Genomic DNA, 17,408 nt, shown 5'->3' with positions numbered 1-17,408 from the left:
TATGCCAGCCCGGGCGATGATGTTCACGATTGCGAGTGAAGCGAAGCCGGAAGTGCCTGCGGTGGCGCCAAACCATCCCTCCCGGAAACGCAGTTGGCAGCACAACGGGCCCGCCGCTGGGGAGCGGCGGGCCCGTCGGGTGTGCGATGTGCCGGGTGTCAGGCCTTCGAGAAGCCGTAGTTCAGGAGCTTCGTGGCGTCCTGCGCGCGGACCGTGGCGTTCGTCGAGGCCAGGACCGTGCCGATGACGGTCTTGCCGCCCCGGGTCGCGGCGAAGACCAGGCAGTAGCCGGCCTCCTTGCCGGAGCCGGTCTTGACGCCGATGGTGCCGCTGTAGCTGCTCAGCAGCGTGTTGGTGTTGGTCCACGTGCCCATCGTGCGGGTGCTGCCCGTCTTGGTGATGGTCTTCGCGGTGTAGGACTTCGTCTTCACGATCGCGCGGAAGTTGGCGTTCTTCATCGCGCTGCTGGCGATCTTCGTCAGGTCGCGCGGCGTCGAGTAGTTGCCGCCGTTGCCGATGCCGTCGAAGGAGTCGAAGTGGGTGTTCTTCAGGCCGAGGCTCTTGGCGTTGGCGTTCATCTTGCCGATGAAGGACTTCACGCGCGCGTCGCGGGTTGTGCCGGTGCCGAACTTGTCGGCCAGCGCGTAGGCGGCGTCGCAGCCGGAGGGCAGCATCAGCCCGTAGAGCAGCTGGCGGACGGTGACCTTGTCGCCGACGATCAGGTGGGCCTGCGAGGCGTTCTTGGAGACGACGTAGTCGCTGTACGCCTTCTGGATGGTGACCTTGGCGTCCAGGTTGAGGTTCGGCTGCGAGAGCACGACCTTCGCGGTCATGATCTTCGTGGTGGAACCGGTGGAACGCCGGGTGTCCGCTGCCTTGTTGTACAGGTCCTTGCCGGTGCCGTTGTTCATCACGTAGCCGCCCTTGGCCACGATGGACGGCGTCGTGACGGCCTGCGCGGGGGCCGCGGTGAGGGCGCCGGTGGTGAGCAGGGCGCCGGCGGTCACGGTGACCGCGGCGGCACGACGGAGCCGGATGCCCTTGATGCCGGAAATGGCGGTAATCAACTGAGATACCCCGATTATGTGTGAATGCCCCTTAGGGAGCGGCCTGTTGAGGGGAAAGCAGGTGAGGCCGCACAGGTATGACGCGTACCTGGCGCACATGGTTGTACACGGTTCGGGGGCAGTTCGGTTCGTCACCCTCCCGGGGCGGTGGAAGGGGGGAACGGCGGGGGAGGGGTGCACCCCCGGTCCGGATGCTGGAACGGGGTGCCGCTTGCGTACGTGATGTATCTATCCTGTCGGCATGCCATCCGCCCCGTCCGCACCCGTGAAGCAACCGCCCGCCGCCGACCGCGTCTACGCCCACGTCAAGCAGGGCGTCCTGGACCGCCGCTACGAAGGCGGCACCCTCCTCACCGAGGGGGAACTCGCCGAGGCCGTCGGAGTCTCCCGCACCCCGGTGCGCGAGGCGCTGCTGCGGCTCGAGGTGGAGGGGCTGATCAGGCTCTACCCGAAGAAGGGAGCCCTCGTCCTGCCGGTCTCCGCCCAGGAGATCGCCGACGTCGTCGAGACGCGTTTGCTGGTCGAGGAGCACGCGGCCCGCAAGGCCGTGCCCGCCCCGCCGGGACTCATCGAGCGGCTCGAGCAGCTGCTCGCGAAGCAGAAGGCGCAGGCCGCCGCCGGCGACCTCGCCGCCGCGGCCGTCACCGACCGCTGCTTCCACGCCGAGATCGTGCGCAGCGGCGGCAACGAGATCCTTTCGCGCCTGTACGACCAGCTGCGCGACCGGCAGCTGCGGATGGGCGTCGCCGTCATGCACTCCCACCCCGACCGGATCGCCAAGACCCTCGCCGAGCACGAGGAGATCCTCGCCGCGCTGCGCTCCGGCGACGCTGAGCAGGCCGTGGGTGTCGTGCACCGGCACGTGGGCTGGTTCTCCCACCTGGCCCGGGGGGAGGTCCGATGAGTTCCCCGACCTCCGCCCCCGCCCTGCCGGGTGACCCGCCGGGCGGACGGCGCGCGATCGCCGTCTGGTCCATCGGCGTCGCCGTCTACTTCGTCGCCGTCATCTTCCGTACGTCCCTGGGGGTGGCCGGCCTCGACGCCGTCGAGCGCTTCCACGTGGGCGCCTCCGCGCTGTCGACCTTCTCCATCCTCCAACTGCTCGTCTACGCCGGCATGCAGATACCCGTCGGCCTGCTCGTGGACCGGCTCGGCACCAAGAAGGTGCTGGGCCTCGGGGTCGTGCTGTTCACGATCGGGCAGCTCGGCTTCGCCTTCCTGCCGTCGTACGGCATGGCGCTCGCCTCGCGGGCGCTGCTGGGCTGCGGCGACGCGATGACGTTCATCAGCGTGCTGCGGCTCGGCGGGCGCTGGTTCCCCGCCCGGCGCGGACCGATGGTCGCGCAGCTCGCCGGTCTGGTGGGCATGGCCGGCAACCTCGTCTCCACGCTGGTGCTGGCGCGGCTGCTGCACGGCGTCGGCTGGAGCGCCGCGTTCGGCGGCAGCGCGATCGCCGGTGTCGTCGTGTTCGTCCTGCTGCTGCTCTTCCTCAAGGACCACCCGGAGGGATGCGAGCCGGAGCCGCCGACGCACCAGGGGCCGGCCTATGTGCGCCGGCAGATCGCCGCGTCCTGGCGGGAGCCGGGGACCCGGCTGGGGCTGTGGGTGCACTTCACGACACAGTTCCCGGCGATGGTGTTCCTGCTGCTGTGGGGGCTGCCGTTCCTCGTCGAGGACCAGGGGCTCAGCCGCGCCACGGCCGGCGAACTGCTCACCCTCGTCGTGCTGTCCAACATGGTCATCGGATTGGTCTACGGCCAGATCGTCGCCCGGCACCACGAGGCGCGGCTGCCGCTGGCGCTGGGCACCGTCGGGACGACGGCGCTGTTGTGGGCGGCCACGCTCGCCTACCCCGGCGCACACGCCCCGATGTGGCTGCTGATCACACTGTGCGCGGTGCTCGGGGCGTGCGGTCCGGCGTCGATGATCGGCTTCGACTTCGCACGGCCCGCGAATCCGCCGGAGCGGCAAGGGACGGCGTCCGGGATCACGAACATGGGCGGTTTCGTGGCCTCCATGACGACCCTGTTCGCGGTGGGCGTGCTGCTGGACGCCACCGGGGACGACTACACCGTGGCGTTCTCGGCCGTGTTCGTGCTCCAGGCGCTCGGTGTCTCGCAGATCCTGCGGCTGCGCAGGCGCGCGGCGCGCAGGGAGCGGGAGCGGTTGGTGGCGAGCCGGGTGGAGACGGTGCACGTGCCGGCGTGAGGTTCGGCCCAACCGCTCTCGCGTCACCGCCGCATGGTGTCAAGGAGTCACAGCCTCACGGCTTCACGGCGTCACCGCGAAGTTGCGCAGGATCTCCGCCGCCAGGTCCAGGTCGCCCTCCGTCTTGATGCGGTCCGACGCCGAGTCCGGGTTCACGCGGCCGCAGGCCACACGGACGTAGGTCTCCCAGTCGAGGGTGATGGTGGCGGCGGGGCCGAGGGCGGGGGTGCTCTCCAGGCTGCCGCGGCCCTGGATGTCGACGCGGATCGTGCGCAGGAACTCGACCGGGCCGTGCACGTCGAAGACGACCGCCGAGCTGCGCGGTGCCTGGGCGCGCTCGGCGACGACCTGCGGCAGCGCGTCCAGCAGCACGTCACGGGCGATGTGCGCGCCCGGGGAGTCCAGGTTGCCGGGGCGGCCGAGGGCCGTGCGCAGGTCCTGTTCGTGCACCCACACGTCGAAGGCGTGCCGCCGCATCGACTCCTCCAGCGTGAGCTCGGCGCCGAGGGGGCCGCGCACCTTGGTGCCGGGGTCGCGGGAGTCGTTGCGCAGCTGACGGTTGCGCCGGATGACCGTGTACTCCAGCTCGGCGGTCATCTCCGGCGCCGTGTGGTGGCGGCGGACGTCGACCTGCATCTCCATGTAGCGCTGGTGGTCGTTGGTGACGTGGAACAGGTCGCGCGGGAGGGTGTGGATGGGGCGCGGGTCGCCGAGCATCTCGCAGTCCAGGCCGATGACGTGCGACACGATGTCGCGCACCGACCAGCCCGGGCAGGGGGTACGACGGTTCCAGTCGGCGTCCGCCAGCGGCTGCACCAGCTCGGATATCGCCTCGATGGAGTGGGTCCAGGCATCGGCGTAGGGCTGGAGAGTGGGATGCAGACTCACGGAAACGGGACCCCTCGGCGGTCGGTACACGGGCAGGTGGTGGTGGCGGTGCCAGTGGGAGGCGGCTGCACTCGGCGGTGTCTGGAATGGCTAAGTTACGCTGCTCCGAGGCACCCCGGCAGTGCTTTCTCGTGACGATCGTAGGCCGTGTGGCCGCCCGCGCGGGCGGCCCGTTTGCCAGGACGGTGGTAGTGTGCGCGCCTCTTTGATCCAGATCGCCGTGAACGAGGGCGAATCGGTGGCGGAACGGCGGCTGCGGGCCGCCTCCTTGGTGCGGGAACAGGCCGGTTCCGCGGACCTCGTCGTCCTGCCGGAGCTGTGGACGTGCGGGGCCTTCGCCTACGAGGAGTTCGGCACCGAGGCCGAGCGGCTCGAGGGACCGACCTTCGAGGCGATGGCCAAGGCCGCGAGTGACGCGGGTGTGTGGCTGCACGCCGGCTCCATCCCCGAGCGTGACCCCGACGGTCTCCTCTACAACACCTCCCTCTTCTTCTCCCCCTCCGGCGACCTCGCCGCCGCCTACCGCAAGATCCACCGCTTCGGCTTCGACAAGGGCGAGGCGGTGCTCATGGGCGCGGGGCGTGAGCTGGTGACGGTTCGTCTGCCGTGGACGACGCTCGGTGTGGCCACCTGTTACGACCTCCGTTTCCCCGAACTTTTCCGCGGTCTCGTCGACGCGGGCGCCGAGACCCTGGTGATCCCGGCGGGCTGGCCGGAGCGCCGCCGGGGGCACTGGACGCTGCTGGCTCAGGCGCGGGCGGTGGAGAACCAGGCGTTCGTGCTCGCCTGTGGAACGGCCGGGACGCATGCGGGAGTTCCGCAGGCGGGTCACTCGATCGTGGTGGATCCGTGGGGCGAGGTCCTCGCCGAGGCGGGTGCCGGGGAGGAGGTCCTCACGGTGGAGTTCGACCCGGCGAAAGTCGCCACGACCCGCGAGCAGTTCCCGGCGCTGAAGGACCGGGTGCTGGGACTGGAGCCGCCGCGGCGCTAGCCACGCGGCGGCAGGGCGGCAGGGCGGCAGGGCGGCAGGGCGGCACGGCGGCACGGCGGCACGGCGGCACGGCGGCACGGCGGCACGGCGGCACGGCGGCAGGGCGGCAGGGCGGCAGGGCGGCAGGGCGGCAGGGCGGCAGGGCGGCAGGGCGGCAGGGCGGCAGGGCGGCAGGGCGGCAGGGCGGCACGGCGGCAGGGCGGCAGGGCGGCACGGCGGCACGGCGGCTCCGCCTCCGGCACCGGCCAACCGCCGGGGTACGGCGCCGGCACCTGGCCCGGCCCGGGCACCGGCCCACCACCGGTGCGGCGCCGACACGCAGCCCCGGCCCCGGCACGACAGCCCTGGGGCACGGCAGGCGCCGAAGCACGGCCCGGGCACGGCAGGTGCCGAAGCACGGCCCCGAGGCCCGCATGGCAGCCCTTGGCCCGGCATGACACCCCCGGAGCACGGCCCCGAGGCCCGGCATGGCAGCCCTTGGCCCGGCAGGGCCCTCCGGAGCACGGCCCCGGCACGGCAGGCCCCCCGGAGCACGGTCCGGCCCAACACGGACCACCCCCCCCGCCCGCCCCCCTCGCGCGGTGCGCGGCGTCTCAGTCGTCCTCCCGTTCCTTCTCGGCCAGGTGGATCACGCACACCGCGACCGCGATGAGCAGCGCCGGGTCCGCGTCGTCGCGGATGACGTCGATGCCGTAGGTGTCGCGGACGGTGAGCCAGCGGCGGGAGATCACGGCCAGCAGTTCGCCGTCGTACTCCACGGCGAACTCCCGGTCCAGGATCTTGCCGCTGACGTCCAGCTCCGTGCCGTCGGCCAGGGTCACCCGGTAGTGGTTGCGCAGCAGGGACAGCCGTCGGCGTTTGATCGTCGCCAGGGGTTCGCCGGCCCGCTCGATCACCATCGTGTCGCGCAGGGCGAACATCTTCTGGTGGATGTCGATCAGGACCCGCCCCTGGGTGTCCTTCAGTTCCCAGGTGTCCCGCAGGCGCATGGCCTTGCCGTCGACGAGGAAGACCTTGCTGCCACGGTCGTCCTCGATCCAGTAGTCGTCACCGATGCCGAGGAGCCGGTCGTACACGAGGAATCTCATGCTCTGAGCGCTTCCCCGACGGCCCCCGAGAAACGCCGCCGGTAGGCCGACGGGCTGAGTCCGGTCTCGCGCCGCAGCCGCGCCCGCAGGTTGGCGGCGGTGCCGAGTCCGCTGCGGGCGGCGACCACGTCCAGTCGTTCCTCGCCGCGTTCGATCAGCCGCCGGGCCAGGGTGACGCGCTCGGCCGTGAGCCAGGCCAGCGGTGTCGTGCCGAGCTGGCTGCGGAAGCGGCGGTGCAGCGTGGCGGGGCTGACACGCGCGCGTGCCGCGAGATCGGCGACCGTGAGCGGCTCGCCGATCCGTTCCTGCGCCCAGGCCAGCACCGGTGCGAGGGACACGTCCGGCACCGCGGGCACGGGACGTTCCACGAACTGGCGCTGTCCCCCGTCGCGGTGGGCGGCGAACACCAGGCGCCGGGAGACGTGGTTGGCGATCTCCGCGCCGTGGTCGCGCCGGACGACGTGCAGGCCGAGATCGAGGGCCGACGCGCTGCCGGAGGCGGTGAGGATGTCGCCGTCGTCCACGAACAGCACGTCCGGTTCGAGCCGTACCTCGGGGAAGCGGGCCCGGAACGACTGCGCCCACATCCAGTGGCACGCCGCGCGGCGGCCGTCGAGCAGTCCGGCCTCCGCGATCGTGAACGCGCCGGAGCAGAAGCCGATGAGCCGGGTGCCCCGCGCGTGCGCGCGGCGCACCGCGTCCAGCACGCGCGGGGAGCGCGGGGTGTCGGTGTCCGGACGGTTCGGCACGATCAGCGTGTCCGCCTCCTCGGCGGCCTCCAGCCCCGCGACACCGGTGAGGGTGAAGAACCCGTCCCGCATCCGGATCGCCGGCCCGTCCGCGCACAGGCCGAAGTCGTACAGCTCTCGGCCCAGTTCCGGGCGGCGCAGGCCGAACACCTCGATGGCGCAGCTCATCTCGAAGGGGTTGGAGTTCTCGTCCACGATCAGGACGACACGGTGCGAGGATCCTTGCGGCATGTGCGATTCCTAGCACTCGCGCGCCCCGCCCGGCCGGCCGCAGGATGACGCCATGAGCAGCGAACCGATCTCCCTGGCCACCGCCCTAGCCTCCTTCACCGAGCAGTGGAGCCCGCGCATCGTCACCACCGTCAACGACTACGACGTCCGCGTCGCCAAGGTGGAGGGCGAGCACGTCTGGCACGTCCACGATCACACCGACGAGTTCTTCCTGGTCCTGTCCGGCGAGCTGCACATCGGCCTGCGCGAGCCGTCCGGGGAACGCACGGTGGTCCTGCCACAGGGCTCGCTCTTCACGGTCCCGCGCGGCACGGAACACAAGCCGTACGCCCCCGGGCCGGCGGAGATCCTGCTCCTCGAACCCTCGGGCACCCTCACGGTCGGCGACCGCCACGACGAGGTACCGGCCCATGTGGACGCGACGACGGGGCACGCGCTGAGCTGACTGTCACAGGCGGGTGGCACCCTTGATCCATGAGCCACGCCGCATCCCGTCGCGCCCGAGTCCGTGCTCCCGAGCTGATCGGCAAGGGTGGCTGGCTGAACACCGGTGGGCGGCAGTACAGCCTCGCCGACCTGCGCGGACGTATCGTCGTTCTCGACTTCTGGACCTTTTGCTGCATCAACTGCCTGCACGTCCTCGACGAGCTGCGGGAGCTCGAGGCCAAGCATCAGGACACCGTCGTCGTGATCGGGGTGCATTCGCCGAAGTTCGTGCACGAGGCCGAGCACGGGGCCGTCGTGGACGCCGTCGAGCGGTACGGCGTGGAGCATCCCGTGCTGGACGACCCCGAGCTCGCGACCTGGAAGCAGTACGCGGTGCGGGCGTGGCCGACGCTCGTGGTGATCGACCCGGAGGGGTACGTCGTCGCGCAGCACGCCGGTGAGGGGCATGTGCACGCCATTGAGCGGCTGGTGACGGAGCTGGAGGCCGAGCACGCGGCCAAGGGCACCCTGCGGCGCGGTGAGGGGCCGTACGTGCCGCCGGAGCCGGAGCCGACCACTCTGCGCTTCCCGGGCAAGGCGCTGCTGCTGCCGTCCGGGAACCTCCTGGTCAGCGACACCACCCGGCACCAGCTTGTGGAGCTCGAGGCCGACGGGGAGAGCGTGGTGCGGCGGATCGGGTCCGGTGTGCGCGGCTTCACCGACGGCGGGCCCGACCGCGCCGCCTTCAACGAGCCGCAGGGGCTCGCGCTCCTCGACGACGAAGCCGTGGTCGTCGCCGACACCGTCAATCACGCCCTGCGCCGCTACGACCCCGTGAGCGGGGAGGTCACCACGCTCGCCGGGACCGGGCGGCAGTGGATGCAGGGCGCGCCCACCGAGGGCCCCGCGCGTGAGGTCGATCTGTCGTCGCCGTGGGACGTGGCCTGGTGGCAGGGCCGGGTGTGGATCGCCATGGCCGGGGTGCACCAGCTGTGGGCCTACGACCCGGCGACGGGGTCGGTGGCCGTCACCGCCGGCACGACCAACGAGGGGCTGGTCGACGGGCCCGGCAGCGAAGCCTGGTTCGCGCAGCCCTCCGGGCTGGCGGCCACACCCGAGCGGCTGTGGCTGGCCGACTCGGAGACGAGCGCCCTGCGCTGGGTGGAGCCCGACGGCAGCGTGCACACGGCCGTCGGCACCGGTCTGTTCGACTTCGGCCACCGCGACGGCGCCGCCGGCCAGGCGCTGCTGCAGCACCCGCTGGGCGTCACCGCGCTGCCCGACGGCTCGGTCGCCGTGTGCGACACCTACAACCACGCGCTGCGCCGCTACGACCCCGCGACCGGCGAGGTCACGACGCTGGCCACGGATCTGCGGGAGCCGAGTGACGCGGTCCTGGCCGGCGACGACATCGTGGTCGTGGAGTCCGCCCGGCACCGGCTGACCCGGCTGCGGCTGCCCGAGGAAGCGGTCCGGGTGGAGGCCGTGGCCCACCGCACCCGGCGCCAGGCCACCGAGGTCGCGCCCGGCGCCCTCCGACTGGACGTCATCTTCCAGGCGCCGCCCGGTCAGAAGCTGGACACGCGGTACGGCCCGTCCACCCGGCTGCTGGTCTCCGCCACCCCGCCGGAGCTGCTGCTGGAGGGCGAGGGCGCGGGCACCGACCTGTCCCGCACCCTCGCCCTCGATCCCGCCGTCGAGCAGGGGGTCCTGCACGTCTCCGCGATGGCCGCGTCCTGCGACGACGACCCGGCCAACGCCTACCCCGCCTGCCATGTCCACCAACAGGACTGGGGCGTCCCGGTCCGCCTCACCGAGGGCGGCGCGGACCGGCTGCCGCTGGTGCTCGCCGGGATGGACGAGCAGACGCGGTAGGCGCGTACGGGTCGGGCGTCGAAGCCGTCCCCCTCAGGCGCCGCCGAAGCCGTACGGGTGGGACGCCGAAGCTGTCCCGCTCAGACGCCGAAGCCGTCGCTGTAGCCGTCGCGCGTGTGGTGGTGCCGTTCCTCCTCGACGACCGTGGTCGTCGTCGGCGGCACCATGACGCGCCGGCGGCGCGCGATGCTGCTGAAGGTCGACACACCGATCAGTCCGACGATCATCAGGATGATGCCGACCAGGTCGAGGTTGACCCCCTGCATGTGCCAGTCGGTCGCGAACGTGAGAATGGCTCCCACGGCGATGAGGATGATGCATCCGCCGAGGCCCATGAGTGTCGCCTCCCTGTCCGGTCCGGTCTCTCCGGCCCGGACAGTCGGGTACCCCGGTTGTCAACCCCCATGCGGGGGACGGGCGTTCCTAACTCCCGAGGAACGCCACCAGCGCGTTGGCCAGCAGATACGGGTCGTCGGCGCCGCACAACTCCCGTGCGCTGTGCATGGAGAGGATCGCCACGCCGATGTCGACGGTGCGGATGCCGTGCCGGGCGGCGGTGATGGGGCCGATGGTGGTGCCGCACGGCATGGAGTTGTTGGAAACGAACGACTGGAACGGCACCCCGGCCTTCTCGCAGGCGGCGGCGAACACGGCGCGGCCCGAACCGTCCGTGGCGTAGCGGTTGTTGACGTTGACCTTGAGGAGGGGGCCACCGTTGACACGCGGGTGGTGCGTGGGGTCGTGGCGTTCCGCGTAGTTGGGGTGCACCGCGTGACCCGTGTCGGAGGAGAGGCAGACGGTGCCGGCGAAGGCGCGCGCCCGGTCCTCGTACGACCCGCCGCGCGCGAACACCGAGCGCTCCAGCACCGATCCGAGCAGCGGACCGTCGGCCCCGGTGTCGGACTGGGAGCCGTTCTCCTCGTGGTCGAAGGCGGCCAGGACGGGGATGTAGGGCAGGTCGCGTGCGGCGACGGCGGTGAGCGCCGCGACGGCCGCGTGCACCGACAGCAGGTTGTCCATGCGCGGGCCGGCCACCAGCTCCCGGTCGCGGCCGAGGTAGGCGGGCGGTTCCACGGAGTGGGTCATCAGGTCCCAGCCGGTGACCGAGCCGCCCGGAAGGCCGGCCTCCTGCTCCAGGAAGGAGATCAGGTCACCCTCGCGGACGTCGTCGCCCAGGCCCCAGATCGGCTGCGAATGCCGCTGCTTGTCGAGCTTGAGGCCCTCGGTGCCCACCGATCGGTCGAGGTGGATCGCGAGCTGCGGCACGCGCAGCAGGGGGCGGTCGACGTTCACCAGGCGGGTGCTGCCGTCGCGCAGGGTGAGCCGGCCGGCCAGGCCCAGGTCGCGGTCGAGCCAGGAGTTCAGCAGGGGGCCGCCGTAGATCTCCACCGCGACCTGCCGCCAGCCGTGGGCGCCCGCGTCGGGCAGCGGCTTCACGCGCAGGTTGGGGGAGTCGGTGTGCGCGCCGACGATGCGGAACGGCGTGTGGGGTGCGGCGCCCTCCGGCACGTACCAGGCGACGATGGCGCCGCCGCGCGTCACGTACTTGCCGCCGCTCGTCCCGTCCCAGGCGTCCGTCTCGTCGACCTGGCGGAAGCCGGCCTTCTCCAGCCGCTCGGCGGCGTTCGCCACGGCGTGGTACGGCGACGGGCTCGCCGCGAGGAAGGTCATCAGGTCGTCGGTGTGGCCGCGGTCGAAGGGTGTGGCGGCGGCGGCCGGGCGTGAGGGTTCGCTCATGGGTTCACCTTAACGACGGACGAGGGCCCGCTCCCGGTCAAGCGGGAGCAGGCCCTCGTGAGGACTGTGTGGAGGGGATTCCGCTGGCACAGCGGGCCCCCGCCGGGTGTCGGCCGGTTGCTAGAACGCGGCCTCGTCCAGCTCCATCAGGTCCAGGTCGACGCCCTCGGCGACCTTGCGGGCGCAGGTGACGCCGGGCAGGACGTTGGCGGCGAAGAACTTCGCGGCGGCGATCTTGCCGGTGTAGAACGCCTTGTCCTTGGCGGAGGCCGTGGCCAGCTTCTCGGCGGCGATCGCGGCGCCCTTGAGCAGCAGGTAGCCGACGACGACGTCACCGGAGGCCATGAGCAGGCGGGTGGTGTTCAGGCCCACCTTGTAGATGTTCTTGGTGTCCTGCTCGGTGGCGGCGAGGTCGGTCAGCATCAGGCCGACGATCGCCTCCAGCTCCACGGCGGCCTTGGCCAGGTGCTCGCGGGCGCCGGCCAGCTCCTCGCCGCCGGTGCCGAGCGCGAGGAACTTCTTGATGTCCTCGGCGAGGGAGTTCAGCGCGGCGCCCTGGTTGCGGACGATCTTGCGGAAGAAGAAGTCCTGGCCCTGGATCGCGGTGGTGCCCTCGTACAGGGTGTCGATCTTGGAGTCCCGGATGTACTGCTCGATCGGGTACTCCTGCAGGAAGCCGGAGCCGCCGAAGGTCTGCAGCGACTGGGCGAGCTGCTCGTAGCCCTTCTCGGAGCCGTAACCCTTGACGATCGGCAGGAGCAGGTCGTTCAGCGCGATCTCCGCGGAGGCGTCCTCGCCGTTCGCCTCCTTGATCTGGATCGCGTCCTGGATCGAGGCGGTGTAGAGGACGAGGGCGCGCATGCCCTCGGCGTACGCCTTCTGCGTGATCAGCGAGCGGCGCACGTCGGGGTGGTGGGTGATGGTGACCTTGGGCGCGGTCTTGTCCATGAAGTTGGCCAGGTCCGGGCCCTGGACGCGCTCCTTGGCGTACTCCAGCGCGTTGAGGTAGCCGGTGGAGAGCGTGGAGATCGCCTTCGTGCCGACCATCATGCGGGCGAACTCGATGATGCGGAACATCTGACGGATGCCGTCGTGCTTGTCGCCGATCAGCCAGCCCTTGGCGGGGTGCTGGTCGCCGAAGGTCATCTCGCACGTGTTGGACGCCTTGAGGCCCATCTTGTGCTCGACGTTGGTGGCGTAGACGCCGTTGCGCTCGCCCAGCTCGCCGGTCTCGAAGTCGAAGAGGTACTTCGGGACGAGGAAAAGGGACAGGCCCTTGGTGCCGGGGCCGGCGCCCTCGGGGCGGGCGAGCACGTAGTGGAGGATGTTCTCCGACATGTCGTGCTCACCGGAGGTGATGAAGCGCTTCACGCCCTCGATGTGCCAGGAGCCGTCCTCCTGCTGCACGGCCTTGGTGCGGCCGGCGCCCACGTCCGAGCCGGCGTCCGGCTCGGTGAGGACCATGGTGGAGCCCCACTGCTTCTCGACCGCGATCTTGGCGATGTGCTTCTGGACCTCGTTGCCCTCCTCGAAGAGGATGCCGGCGAACGCGGGGCCCGAGGAGTACATCCACACGGCCGGGTTGGCGCCCAGGATCAGCTCGGCGTACGCCCAGATCAGGGAGCGCGGCGAGGTGGTGCCGCCGATCTCCTCGGGCAGGCCGAGGCGCCAGTACTCGGAGTCCATGAACGCCTGGTAGCTGTTCTTGAAGGACGCCGGGACGGGCGCGGTGTTGGTCTCCGGGTCGAAGACCGGAGGGTTGCGGTCGGCGTCGGCGAAGGACGCGGCCAGCTCGTTCTCGGAGAGGCGGGTCAGCTCCTCCAGGACGCTCTTGGCGGTGTCGAGATCCATCTCCTCGAACGGGCCGGTGCCGTACACCTTGTCGCGCCCCAGTACTTCGAAGAGGTTGAACTCGATGTCGCGGAGATTCGACTTGTAGTGCCCCATGGTGACGGCTCCGTTGAGGATTCGGCGAGGCACTGGACTCCTCGCGCCTTTACACGTACCAGCAAGTAGCTACGATGATGCTACCCGTCGGTAATATCTCGCAACCCCGATCCGGGTATCTGTGACCCACCCCTCGCCATGGTGTCAGTACGCTTACGGTCATGTACGGCTACGACCAGAACGGCGCCCAGCAGCAGTACGCCCCGCCGCAGCAGCCGATGGCGGGCGGATACGGGCAGCAGCCGCCGCTGTACCCCGAGCCGTCGCCGCCGTCCCTCGCCGACGCCGTGCGCGCCTTCACCACCGGGCAGATGTCGCCGGAGGACTTCCAGCAGATCTTCGCCACGTCGAAGGTGTACTGCCCGCGCGGTGACACCCCCGGCTTCCTGGCGCTGCACAACACGCAGCAGCCGGTGATCCCGATGTTCACCTCGCTCAAGGAACTGCGCCGCTACGCGGGCAAGGAGTCCAAGTACTTCGTGATCACCGGCGCCGAGGTGATCGACCTGCTGCCGACCGGCTACGGCTTCGTCCTGGACATGGAGGGCGAGCACCGCATGGTCTTCGACGCGAAGGCGGTCGAACAGATGGTCGACTTCGCGATGCGCCGCATGTACGGCTGACGTTCCCCCCGGGGGCCGGGCGGGAGCAGCGATGGACGCCTGCTGAACGGCTTCCTCCGCTCGCCGGGGCGCCCAGGGGCGGTGGGACCGCGGCCGGTGCCGTGCTCCGAGGGGTGCGGCGCCGGGCTGCTGTGCCGATCTGGCCGCCGACAGCCGTCACCCCGGTCGCCGAAGCCGGGCGGCGAGACGCGGGGGCGGGTCGGCTGACGGCCGTCCAGCGCGGCACGGCCGCGCTTCCCGGCCGCGTGTGACGGCTGCGCTTCCTGGCTGGGCGGGACGGCGCCTGTTTTGATCGGGTGGACCCGCGCGGTACCGCCGCCGTACCCCCGACCCCGTGGCGCGTCCAGGAGGCGGTCGCCTGCGCCGCGAGGCGACGGCCGCGCATCCCGGCTGCGCGGGACGGCTGCGCTTTCCGGCTGGGCGGGACGGCGCCTGCCTCGGCCGGGTGGGCCCGCGCGGTGTCGCCGCCGCACTCCCCGGCCGCGTGGCGCGGTCGCACTTCCACGCGGCACCCCGGCTGCCTTGGCTCGCCGGCCGCGCGCCACCGCCGTCGTACCCCGGCCCCGTGGCGCGTCCAGGAGGGGGTCGCCTGCGCCGCGAGGCGCGCGGGCGGGCCGGTCCGAGTGCCGGTGGGGCGGCCGTGGTGTGGGGGGAGCCGATGACGATGCGTTCTCGGTCGCCGCGTCTGCGCTGGTGGGCGGCGTGTTCCGTGGTGGTCGGGGCCGGTCTGTCGGCTCTCGGGTCCGGCGGTTCGGTGCCGCGGATGCGGGGGCGGGGCGCGCCCGCGTCGCCTCACCCGTCGCCGCCTCGATCCGGACGGGCCCGTCCAGTCCCGCACCCCGGATCATGCGGGCGCGCAGCCGCGCAGGGCGTGCGTACGACCGTGAGGGCCGGCATCCCGCTCCGCGGCCGTCCCTACCCGGCGGGTGGCCGTCGGCCGCCTTCGCCATGCCGTGGCCGCCCGGCGGCAGTCCGCCGGCCGGAGCGCCTGGCCGACCGGCTCGAGTGGCGCGGCCGGCTCGAGGGGCGCGACCGGCTCGAGTGGCGCGGCCGGGTGAGTGCCGCGGAGTACGTGGGGCCCCCGTCGGGTCGGGAATCCGCAGGTCCCGCAGCTGGGCGAGGCGCGGCGGGGCGGTCGGGCGGAGGCGGAAGCCGGCCTTGGGGTGGCGGGATGTCGGTTTCCGGTGCCGTGACGGTGAGCCTCGGGCTCCGGGAGGCCGTAGTCCGGGAATGAGTTCCGGACTTTCGTGGTTCCGGGTGGCAGGAAGTTCAACGCTCAACTAAAGTGGGCGTACCAAGGAGGTACCGACCATGCCTGCAGTGACCGTCGAGAACCCGCTGATGCTCCCCCGCGTGACCGCTCCCGCCGATGCCGTGGCGCGGCCCGTGCTCGCGGTCACCACCGCGCCGGGCGGATTCGAGGGCGAGGGCTTCCCGGTGCGCCGGGCGTTCGCCGGGATCAACTACCGCCACCTCGACCCGTTCATCATGATGGACCAGATGGGCGAGGTGGAGTACGCGCCGGGTGAGCCCAAGGGCACCCCCTGGCACCCCCACCGTGGTTTCGAGACCGTCACCTACATCATCGACGGGATCTTCGACCACCAGGACTCCCAGGGCGGTGGCGGCACCATCACCAACGGCGACACCCAGTGGATGACGGCCGGCTCCGGCCTGTTGCACATCGAGGCGCCGCCGGAGCACCTGGTCGTCTCGGGCGGCCTCTTCCACGGCCTGCAGCTGTGGGTGAACCTCCCGGCCAAGGACAAGATGATGGCGCCGCGCTACCAGGACATCCGCGCGGGCTCCGTCCAGCTGCTCACCTCGCCCGACGGCGGCGCGCTGCTGCGTGTCATCGCCGGTGAGCTGGACGGGCACGCCGGTCCGGGCGTCACGCACACGCCGATCACCATGGTCCACGCCACGCTCGCGCCGGGCGCCGAGATCACCCTGCCCTGGCGGCAGGAGTTCAACGGCCTGGCGTACGTGCTGGCCGGACGCGGCAGCGTGGGCGCCGAGCGGCGGCCGATCCACATGGGGCAGACCGCCGTCTTCGGCGCCGGGTCCTCGCTGACCGTCCGCGCGGACGACAAGCAGGACGGGCACACGCCGGACCTGGAGGTCGTGCTGCTCGGCGGCCGGCCGATCCGCGAACCCATGGTCCACTACGGCCCGTTCGTGATGAACACCAAGGACGAACTCATGCAGGCCTTCGAGGACTTCCAGAAGGGCCGCCTGGGCACCGTCCCGGCCGTGCACGGCATGACCGAGGAAGGCCCGCAGGGCTGACATCCCGTGAGCCCGGGCTCCGCCGGCGGACACCGCCGCGAGCCCGGGCTCCGACGGCTGACGCCCCGTGAGCCGGGGCCCCGATGCCTGACACCCCGGCATTCTGACGCCCTGTCACCCGGGCGGGCCGTCCCGGAGGGACAGCACGCCCGGCACATGGTGCGCTGAAGGGGTGCAGCTGCTCCCCGACTCCGCTCGCCGTCTCGCCGCGTGGTGCGCGCTCGCCCTGCTCGTCGCGGGTGTCGGCTGGGTCGGCGTACGGCTGTGCTCGGAACTGAGGACGGCCGTGACGCCGGTGCTGCTGGCGCTGCTCGGCACCGCGCTGCTCGGACCGCTGCACCGGCGGCTGGTGAAGGCGCACGTCAACCGGTCGCTGGCCGCCGGTCTCACTTGTGTCGCCGTGGTCGCCGTGGTCGGTGGCGCTGTGTACATCGTGGTCGCCGCGCTGATCGACACCGGTGACCAGATCGTCTCCTCCCTCAAGGAGGCCGCCCAGGGCGTCGCCGACCACTTCGGGGCGGCCGGCACGTCGCTGGACGACCTCGCCTCCAACGGCCGCCGGCTGCTCGGCAAGTTCGGCGGGACCGCCGCGCACAACGTGATCAGCGGGGTCAGCGTGGTCGGCGAGTCCATCGCCATGGCCGTCCTCGCCCTGCTGCTCGTCTTCTTCTTCCTGCGCGACTCCGACAAGGCCGCCGGCCTGGTGCGGGCGCTGGCTCCGCGCGGTGGCGCCGACACCCTGGAGGCGGTGGCCCGGCGGGCCTACCGCGCCGTCGAGGGCTTCATGCGCGGCACCACCCTCATCGCCCTGATCGACGCCCTGTGCATCACCGTCGGCCTGCTGATCCTGCGTGTGCCCGGCGCCGTCGGCCTCGGCGCGCTGGTGTTCGTCGGGGCGTACATCCCCTACCTCGGGGCGTTCATCTCCGGCGCGGTCGCCGTGCTCGTCGCGCTCGCCGACCGCGGGTTCGTGATCGCGCTGTGGGCGCTCGGGGTGGTGCTCGCCGTGCAGGTGCTGGAGGGGCATGTGCTGCAACCGGCGATCCAGAGCCGGACCGTGCAGATGCACCCGGCGACCGTCATGCTCGCGATCACCGCGGGCGCCTCGGTGGCCGGGATCCTCGGCATGCTGCTCGCCGTACCGCTCACCGCTGCCGCCTTCGGCGTCGTCCAGGAACTGCGGGAACGCGGAGGCGAAACCGCGGATGCGGCGTGAGGCCCGTGGGAGCGCGGGTGCGGATGCGGCCTGAGGTGCGGGGGCGCACACTGATCGGGTGAGCGGAACGCGC

Annotated in this window: 15 protein-coding genes; 8 read left to right on the top strand and 7 right to left on the bottom strand. The window is 71.7% G+C overall.

Annotation, left to right across the window (positions count from 1 at the left end):
• Positions 1-158: 158 nt before the first annotated feature.
• On the bottom strand, positions 159-1,067 hold the full coding sequence (locus ACZ67Q_RS16525; protein WP_471182132.1) for a D-alanyl-D-alanine carboxypeptidase family protein: 909 nt from the start codon (positions 1,065-1,067) through the stop codon (positions 159-161).
• Positions 1,068-1,308: 241 nt separating this feature from the next.
• Between ACZ67Q_RS16525 and ACZ67Q_RS16520 the strand changes: the two genes are divergently transcribed.
• Together ACZ67Q_RS16520 and ACZ67Q_RS16515 are read left to right on the top strand one after the other, a co-directional pair.
• Complete coding sequence (locus ACZ67Q_RS16520) at positions 1,309-1,971, top strand: GntR family transcriptional regulator (RefSeq protein WP_471182130.1); 663 nt, start codon at positions 1,309-1,311, stop codon at positions 1,969-1,971.
• Positions 1,968-3,275, top strand: coding sequence for an MFS transporter (locus ACZ67Q_RS16515; protein ID WP_471182128.1), 1,308 nt, complete (start codon positions 1,968-1,970; stop codon positions 3,273-3,275). Before ACZ67Q_RS16520 ends, ACZ67Q_RS16515 begins: the two co-directional genes overlap by 4 nt.
• A 63-nt stretch (positions 3,276-3,338) precedes the next feature.
• Here ACZ67Q_RS16515 and ACZ67Q_RS16510 read toward each other — a convergent pair whose 3' ends face one another.
• Entirely contained in the window at positions 3,339-4,163 is an 825-nt protein-coding gene (locus ACZ67Q_RS16510) for a maleylpyruvate isomerase family mycothiol-dependent enzyme (RefSeq protein ID WP_471182125.1), read from the bottom strand.
• Between the two features lie 193 nt (positions 4,164-4,356).
• Between ACZ67Q_RS16510 and ACZ67Q_RS16505 the strand changes: the two genes are divergently transcribed.
• Positions 4,357-5,154: a carbon-nitrogen family hydrolase gene (locus ACZ67Q_RS16505; RefSeq protein ID WP_471182123.1), complete on the top strand. Its 798-nt coding sequence runs from the start codon at positions 4,357-4,359 to the stop codon at positions 5,152-5,154.
• Positions 5,155-5,747: 593 nt separating this feature from the next.
• Here ACZ67Q_RS16505 and ACZ67Q_RS16500 read toward each other — a convergent pair.
• Entirely contained in the window at positions 5,748-6,242 is a 495-nt protein-coding gene (locus tag ACZ67Q_RS16500; RefSeq protein WP_471182121.1) for an LURP-one-related/scramblase family protein, read from the bottom strand.
• Entirely contained in the window at positions 6,239-7,222 is a 984-nt protein-coding gene (locus ACZ67Q_RS16495; protein WP_471182118.1) for a GlxA family transcriptional regulator, read from the bottom strand. The genes ACZ67Q_RS16500 and ACZ67Q_RS16495 overlap by 4 nt, the downstream gene beginning before the upstream one ends.
• Positions 7,223-7,274: 52 nt before the next feature.
• Here ACZ67Q_RS16495 and ACZ67Q_RS16490 point away from each other — a divergent pair, with 52 nt between their 5' ends.
• Both ACZ67Q_RS16490 and ACZ67Q_RS16485 read left to right on the top strand, forming a co-directional pair.
• Positions 7,275-7,667, top strand: a complete 393-nt coding sequence (locus ACZ67Q_RS16490) for a cupin domain-containing protein (protein ID WP_471182115.1) — start codon at positions 7,275-7,277, stop codon at positions 7,665-7,667.
• A gap of 29 nt (positions 7,668-7,696) precedes the next feature.
• Positions 7,697-9,523, top strand: a complete 1,827-nt coding sequence (locus ACZ67Q_RS16485) for an NHL domain-containing thioredoxin family protein (RefSeq protein WP_471182113.1) — start codon at positions 7,697-7,699, stop codon at positions 9,521-9,523.
• An 80-nt stretch (positions 9,524-9,603) separates the two neighbouring features.
• On the opposite strand, the gene ACZ67Q_RS16480 is transcribed toward ACZ67Q_RS16485, so the two are convergent.
• The 3 genes from ACZ67Q_RS16480 to ACZ67Q_RS16470 form a co-directional block, all read right to left on the bottom strand.
• Positions 9,604-9,858 (bottom strand): DUF6458 family protein, encoded by a 255-nt coding sequence (locus ACZ67Q_RS16480; RefSeq protein ID WP_361630009.1) that lies wholly within the window; start codon positions 9,856-9,858, stop codon positions 9,604-9,606.
• A gap of 88 nt (positions 9,859-9,946) precedes the next feature.
• The gene (locus ACZ67Q_RS16475; protein WP_471182109.1) at positions 9,947-11,260 is read right to left on the bottom strand and encodes a M18 family aminopeptidase; all 1,314 of its coding nucleotides are present in this window, start codon (positions 11,258-11,260) and stop codon (positions 9,947-9,949) included.
• Positions 11,261-11,380: 120 nt separating this feature from the next.
• Positions 11,381-13,207, bottom strand: a complete 1,827-nt coding sequence (locus ACZ67Q_RS16470; RefSeq protein WP_471182705.1) for an acyl-CoA dehydrogenase — start codon at positions 13,205-13,207, stop codon at positions 11,381-11,383.
• Between the two features lie 161 nt (positions 13,208-13,368).
• Here ACZ67Q_RS16470 and ACZ67Q_RS16465 point away from each other — a divergent pair, with 161 nt between their 5' ends.
• From ACZ67Q_RS16465 to ACZ67Q_RS16455, 3 genes are all read left to right on the top strand, one after another.
• The gene (locus ACZ67Q_RS16465; RefSeq protein ID WP_363265242.1) at positions 13,369-13,830 is read left to right on the top strand and encodes an SseB family protein; all 462 of its coding nucleotides are present in this window, start codon (positions 13,369-13,371) and stop codon (positions 13,828-13,830) included.
• Positions 13,831-15,141: 1,311 nt separating this feature from the next.
• On the top strand, positions 15,142-16,119 hold the full coding sequence (locus ACZ67Q_RS16460; RefSeq protein WP_471182106.1) for a pirin family protein: 978 nt from the start codon (positions 15,142-15,144) through the stop codon (positions 16,117-16,119).
• 172 nt (positions 16,120-16,291) lie between these two features.
• Positions 16,292-17,335 (top strand): AI-2E family transporter, encoded by a 1,044-nt coding sequence (locus ACZ67Q_RS16455; RefSeq protein ID WP_471182103.1) that lies wholly within the window; start codon positions 16,292-16,294, stop codon positions 17,333-17,335.
• The last annotated feature ends 73 nt before the right edge of the window (positions 17,336-17,408 follow it).

The organism is Streptomyces sp. NPDC036813 (assembly GCF_055609245.1).
This window is presented reverse-complemented; position numbering and strand designations above follow the sequence as displayed.

Excerpts from the sequence above, each read along its gene's own strand:
- ACZ67Q_RS16480 (WP_361630009.1), bottom strand. The coding sequence starts at position 9,858 with ATGGGCCTCGGCGGATGCATCATCCTCATCGCCGTGGGAGCCATTCTC.
- ACZ67Q_RS16515 (WP_471182128.1), top strand. The coding sequence starts at position 1,968 with ATGAGTTCCCCGACCTCCGCCCCCGCCCTGCCGGGTGACCCGCCGGGC.
- ACZ67Q_RS16490 (WP_471182115.1), top strand. The coding sequence starts at position 7,275 with ATGAGCAGCGAACCGATCTCCCTGGCCACCGCCCTAGCCTCCTTCACC.
- ACZ67Q_RS16465 (WP_363265242.1), top strand. The coding sequence starts at position 13,369 with ATGTACGGCTACGACCAGAACGGCGCCCAGCAGCAGTACGCCCCGCCG.
- ACZ67Q_RS16470 (WP_471182705.1), bottom strand. The coding sequence starts at position 13,207 with ATGGGGCACTACAAGTCGAATCTCCGCGACATCGAGTTCAACCTCTTC.
- ACZ67Q_RS16520 (WP_471182130.1), top strand. The coding sequence starts at position 1,309 with ATGCCATCCGCCCCGTCCGCACCCGTGAAGCAACCGCCCGCCGCCGAC.
- ACZ67Q_RS16460 (WP_471182106.1), top strand. The coding sequence starts at position 15,142 with ATGCCTGCAGTGACCGTCGAGAACCCGCTGATGCTCCCCCGCGTGACC.
- ACZ67Q_RS16495 (WP_471182118.1), bottom strand. The coding sequence starts at position 7,222 with ATGCCGCAAGGATCCTCGCACCGTGTCGTCCTGATCGTGGACGAGAAC.
- ACZ67Q_RS16485 (WP_471182113.1), top strand. The coding sequence starts at position 7,697 with ATGAGCCACGCCGCATCCCGTCGCGCCCGAGTCCGTGCTCCCGAGCTG.
- ACZ67Q_RS16500 (WP_471182121.1), bottom strand. The coding sequence starts at position 6,242 with ATGAGATTCCTCGTGTACGACCGGCTCCTCGGCATCGGTGACGACTAC.
- ACZ67Q_RS16475 (WP_471182109.1), bottom strand. The coding sequence starts at position 11,260 with ATGAGCGAACCCTCACGCCCGGCCGCCGCCGCCACACCCTTCGACCGC.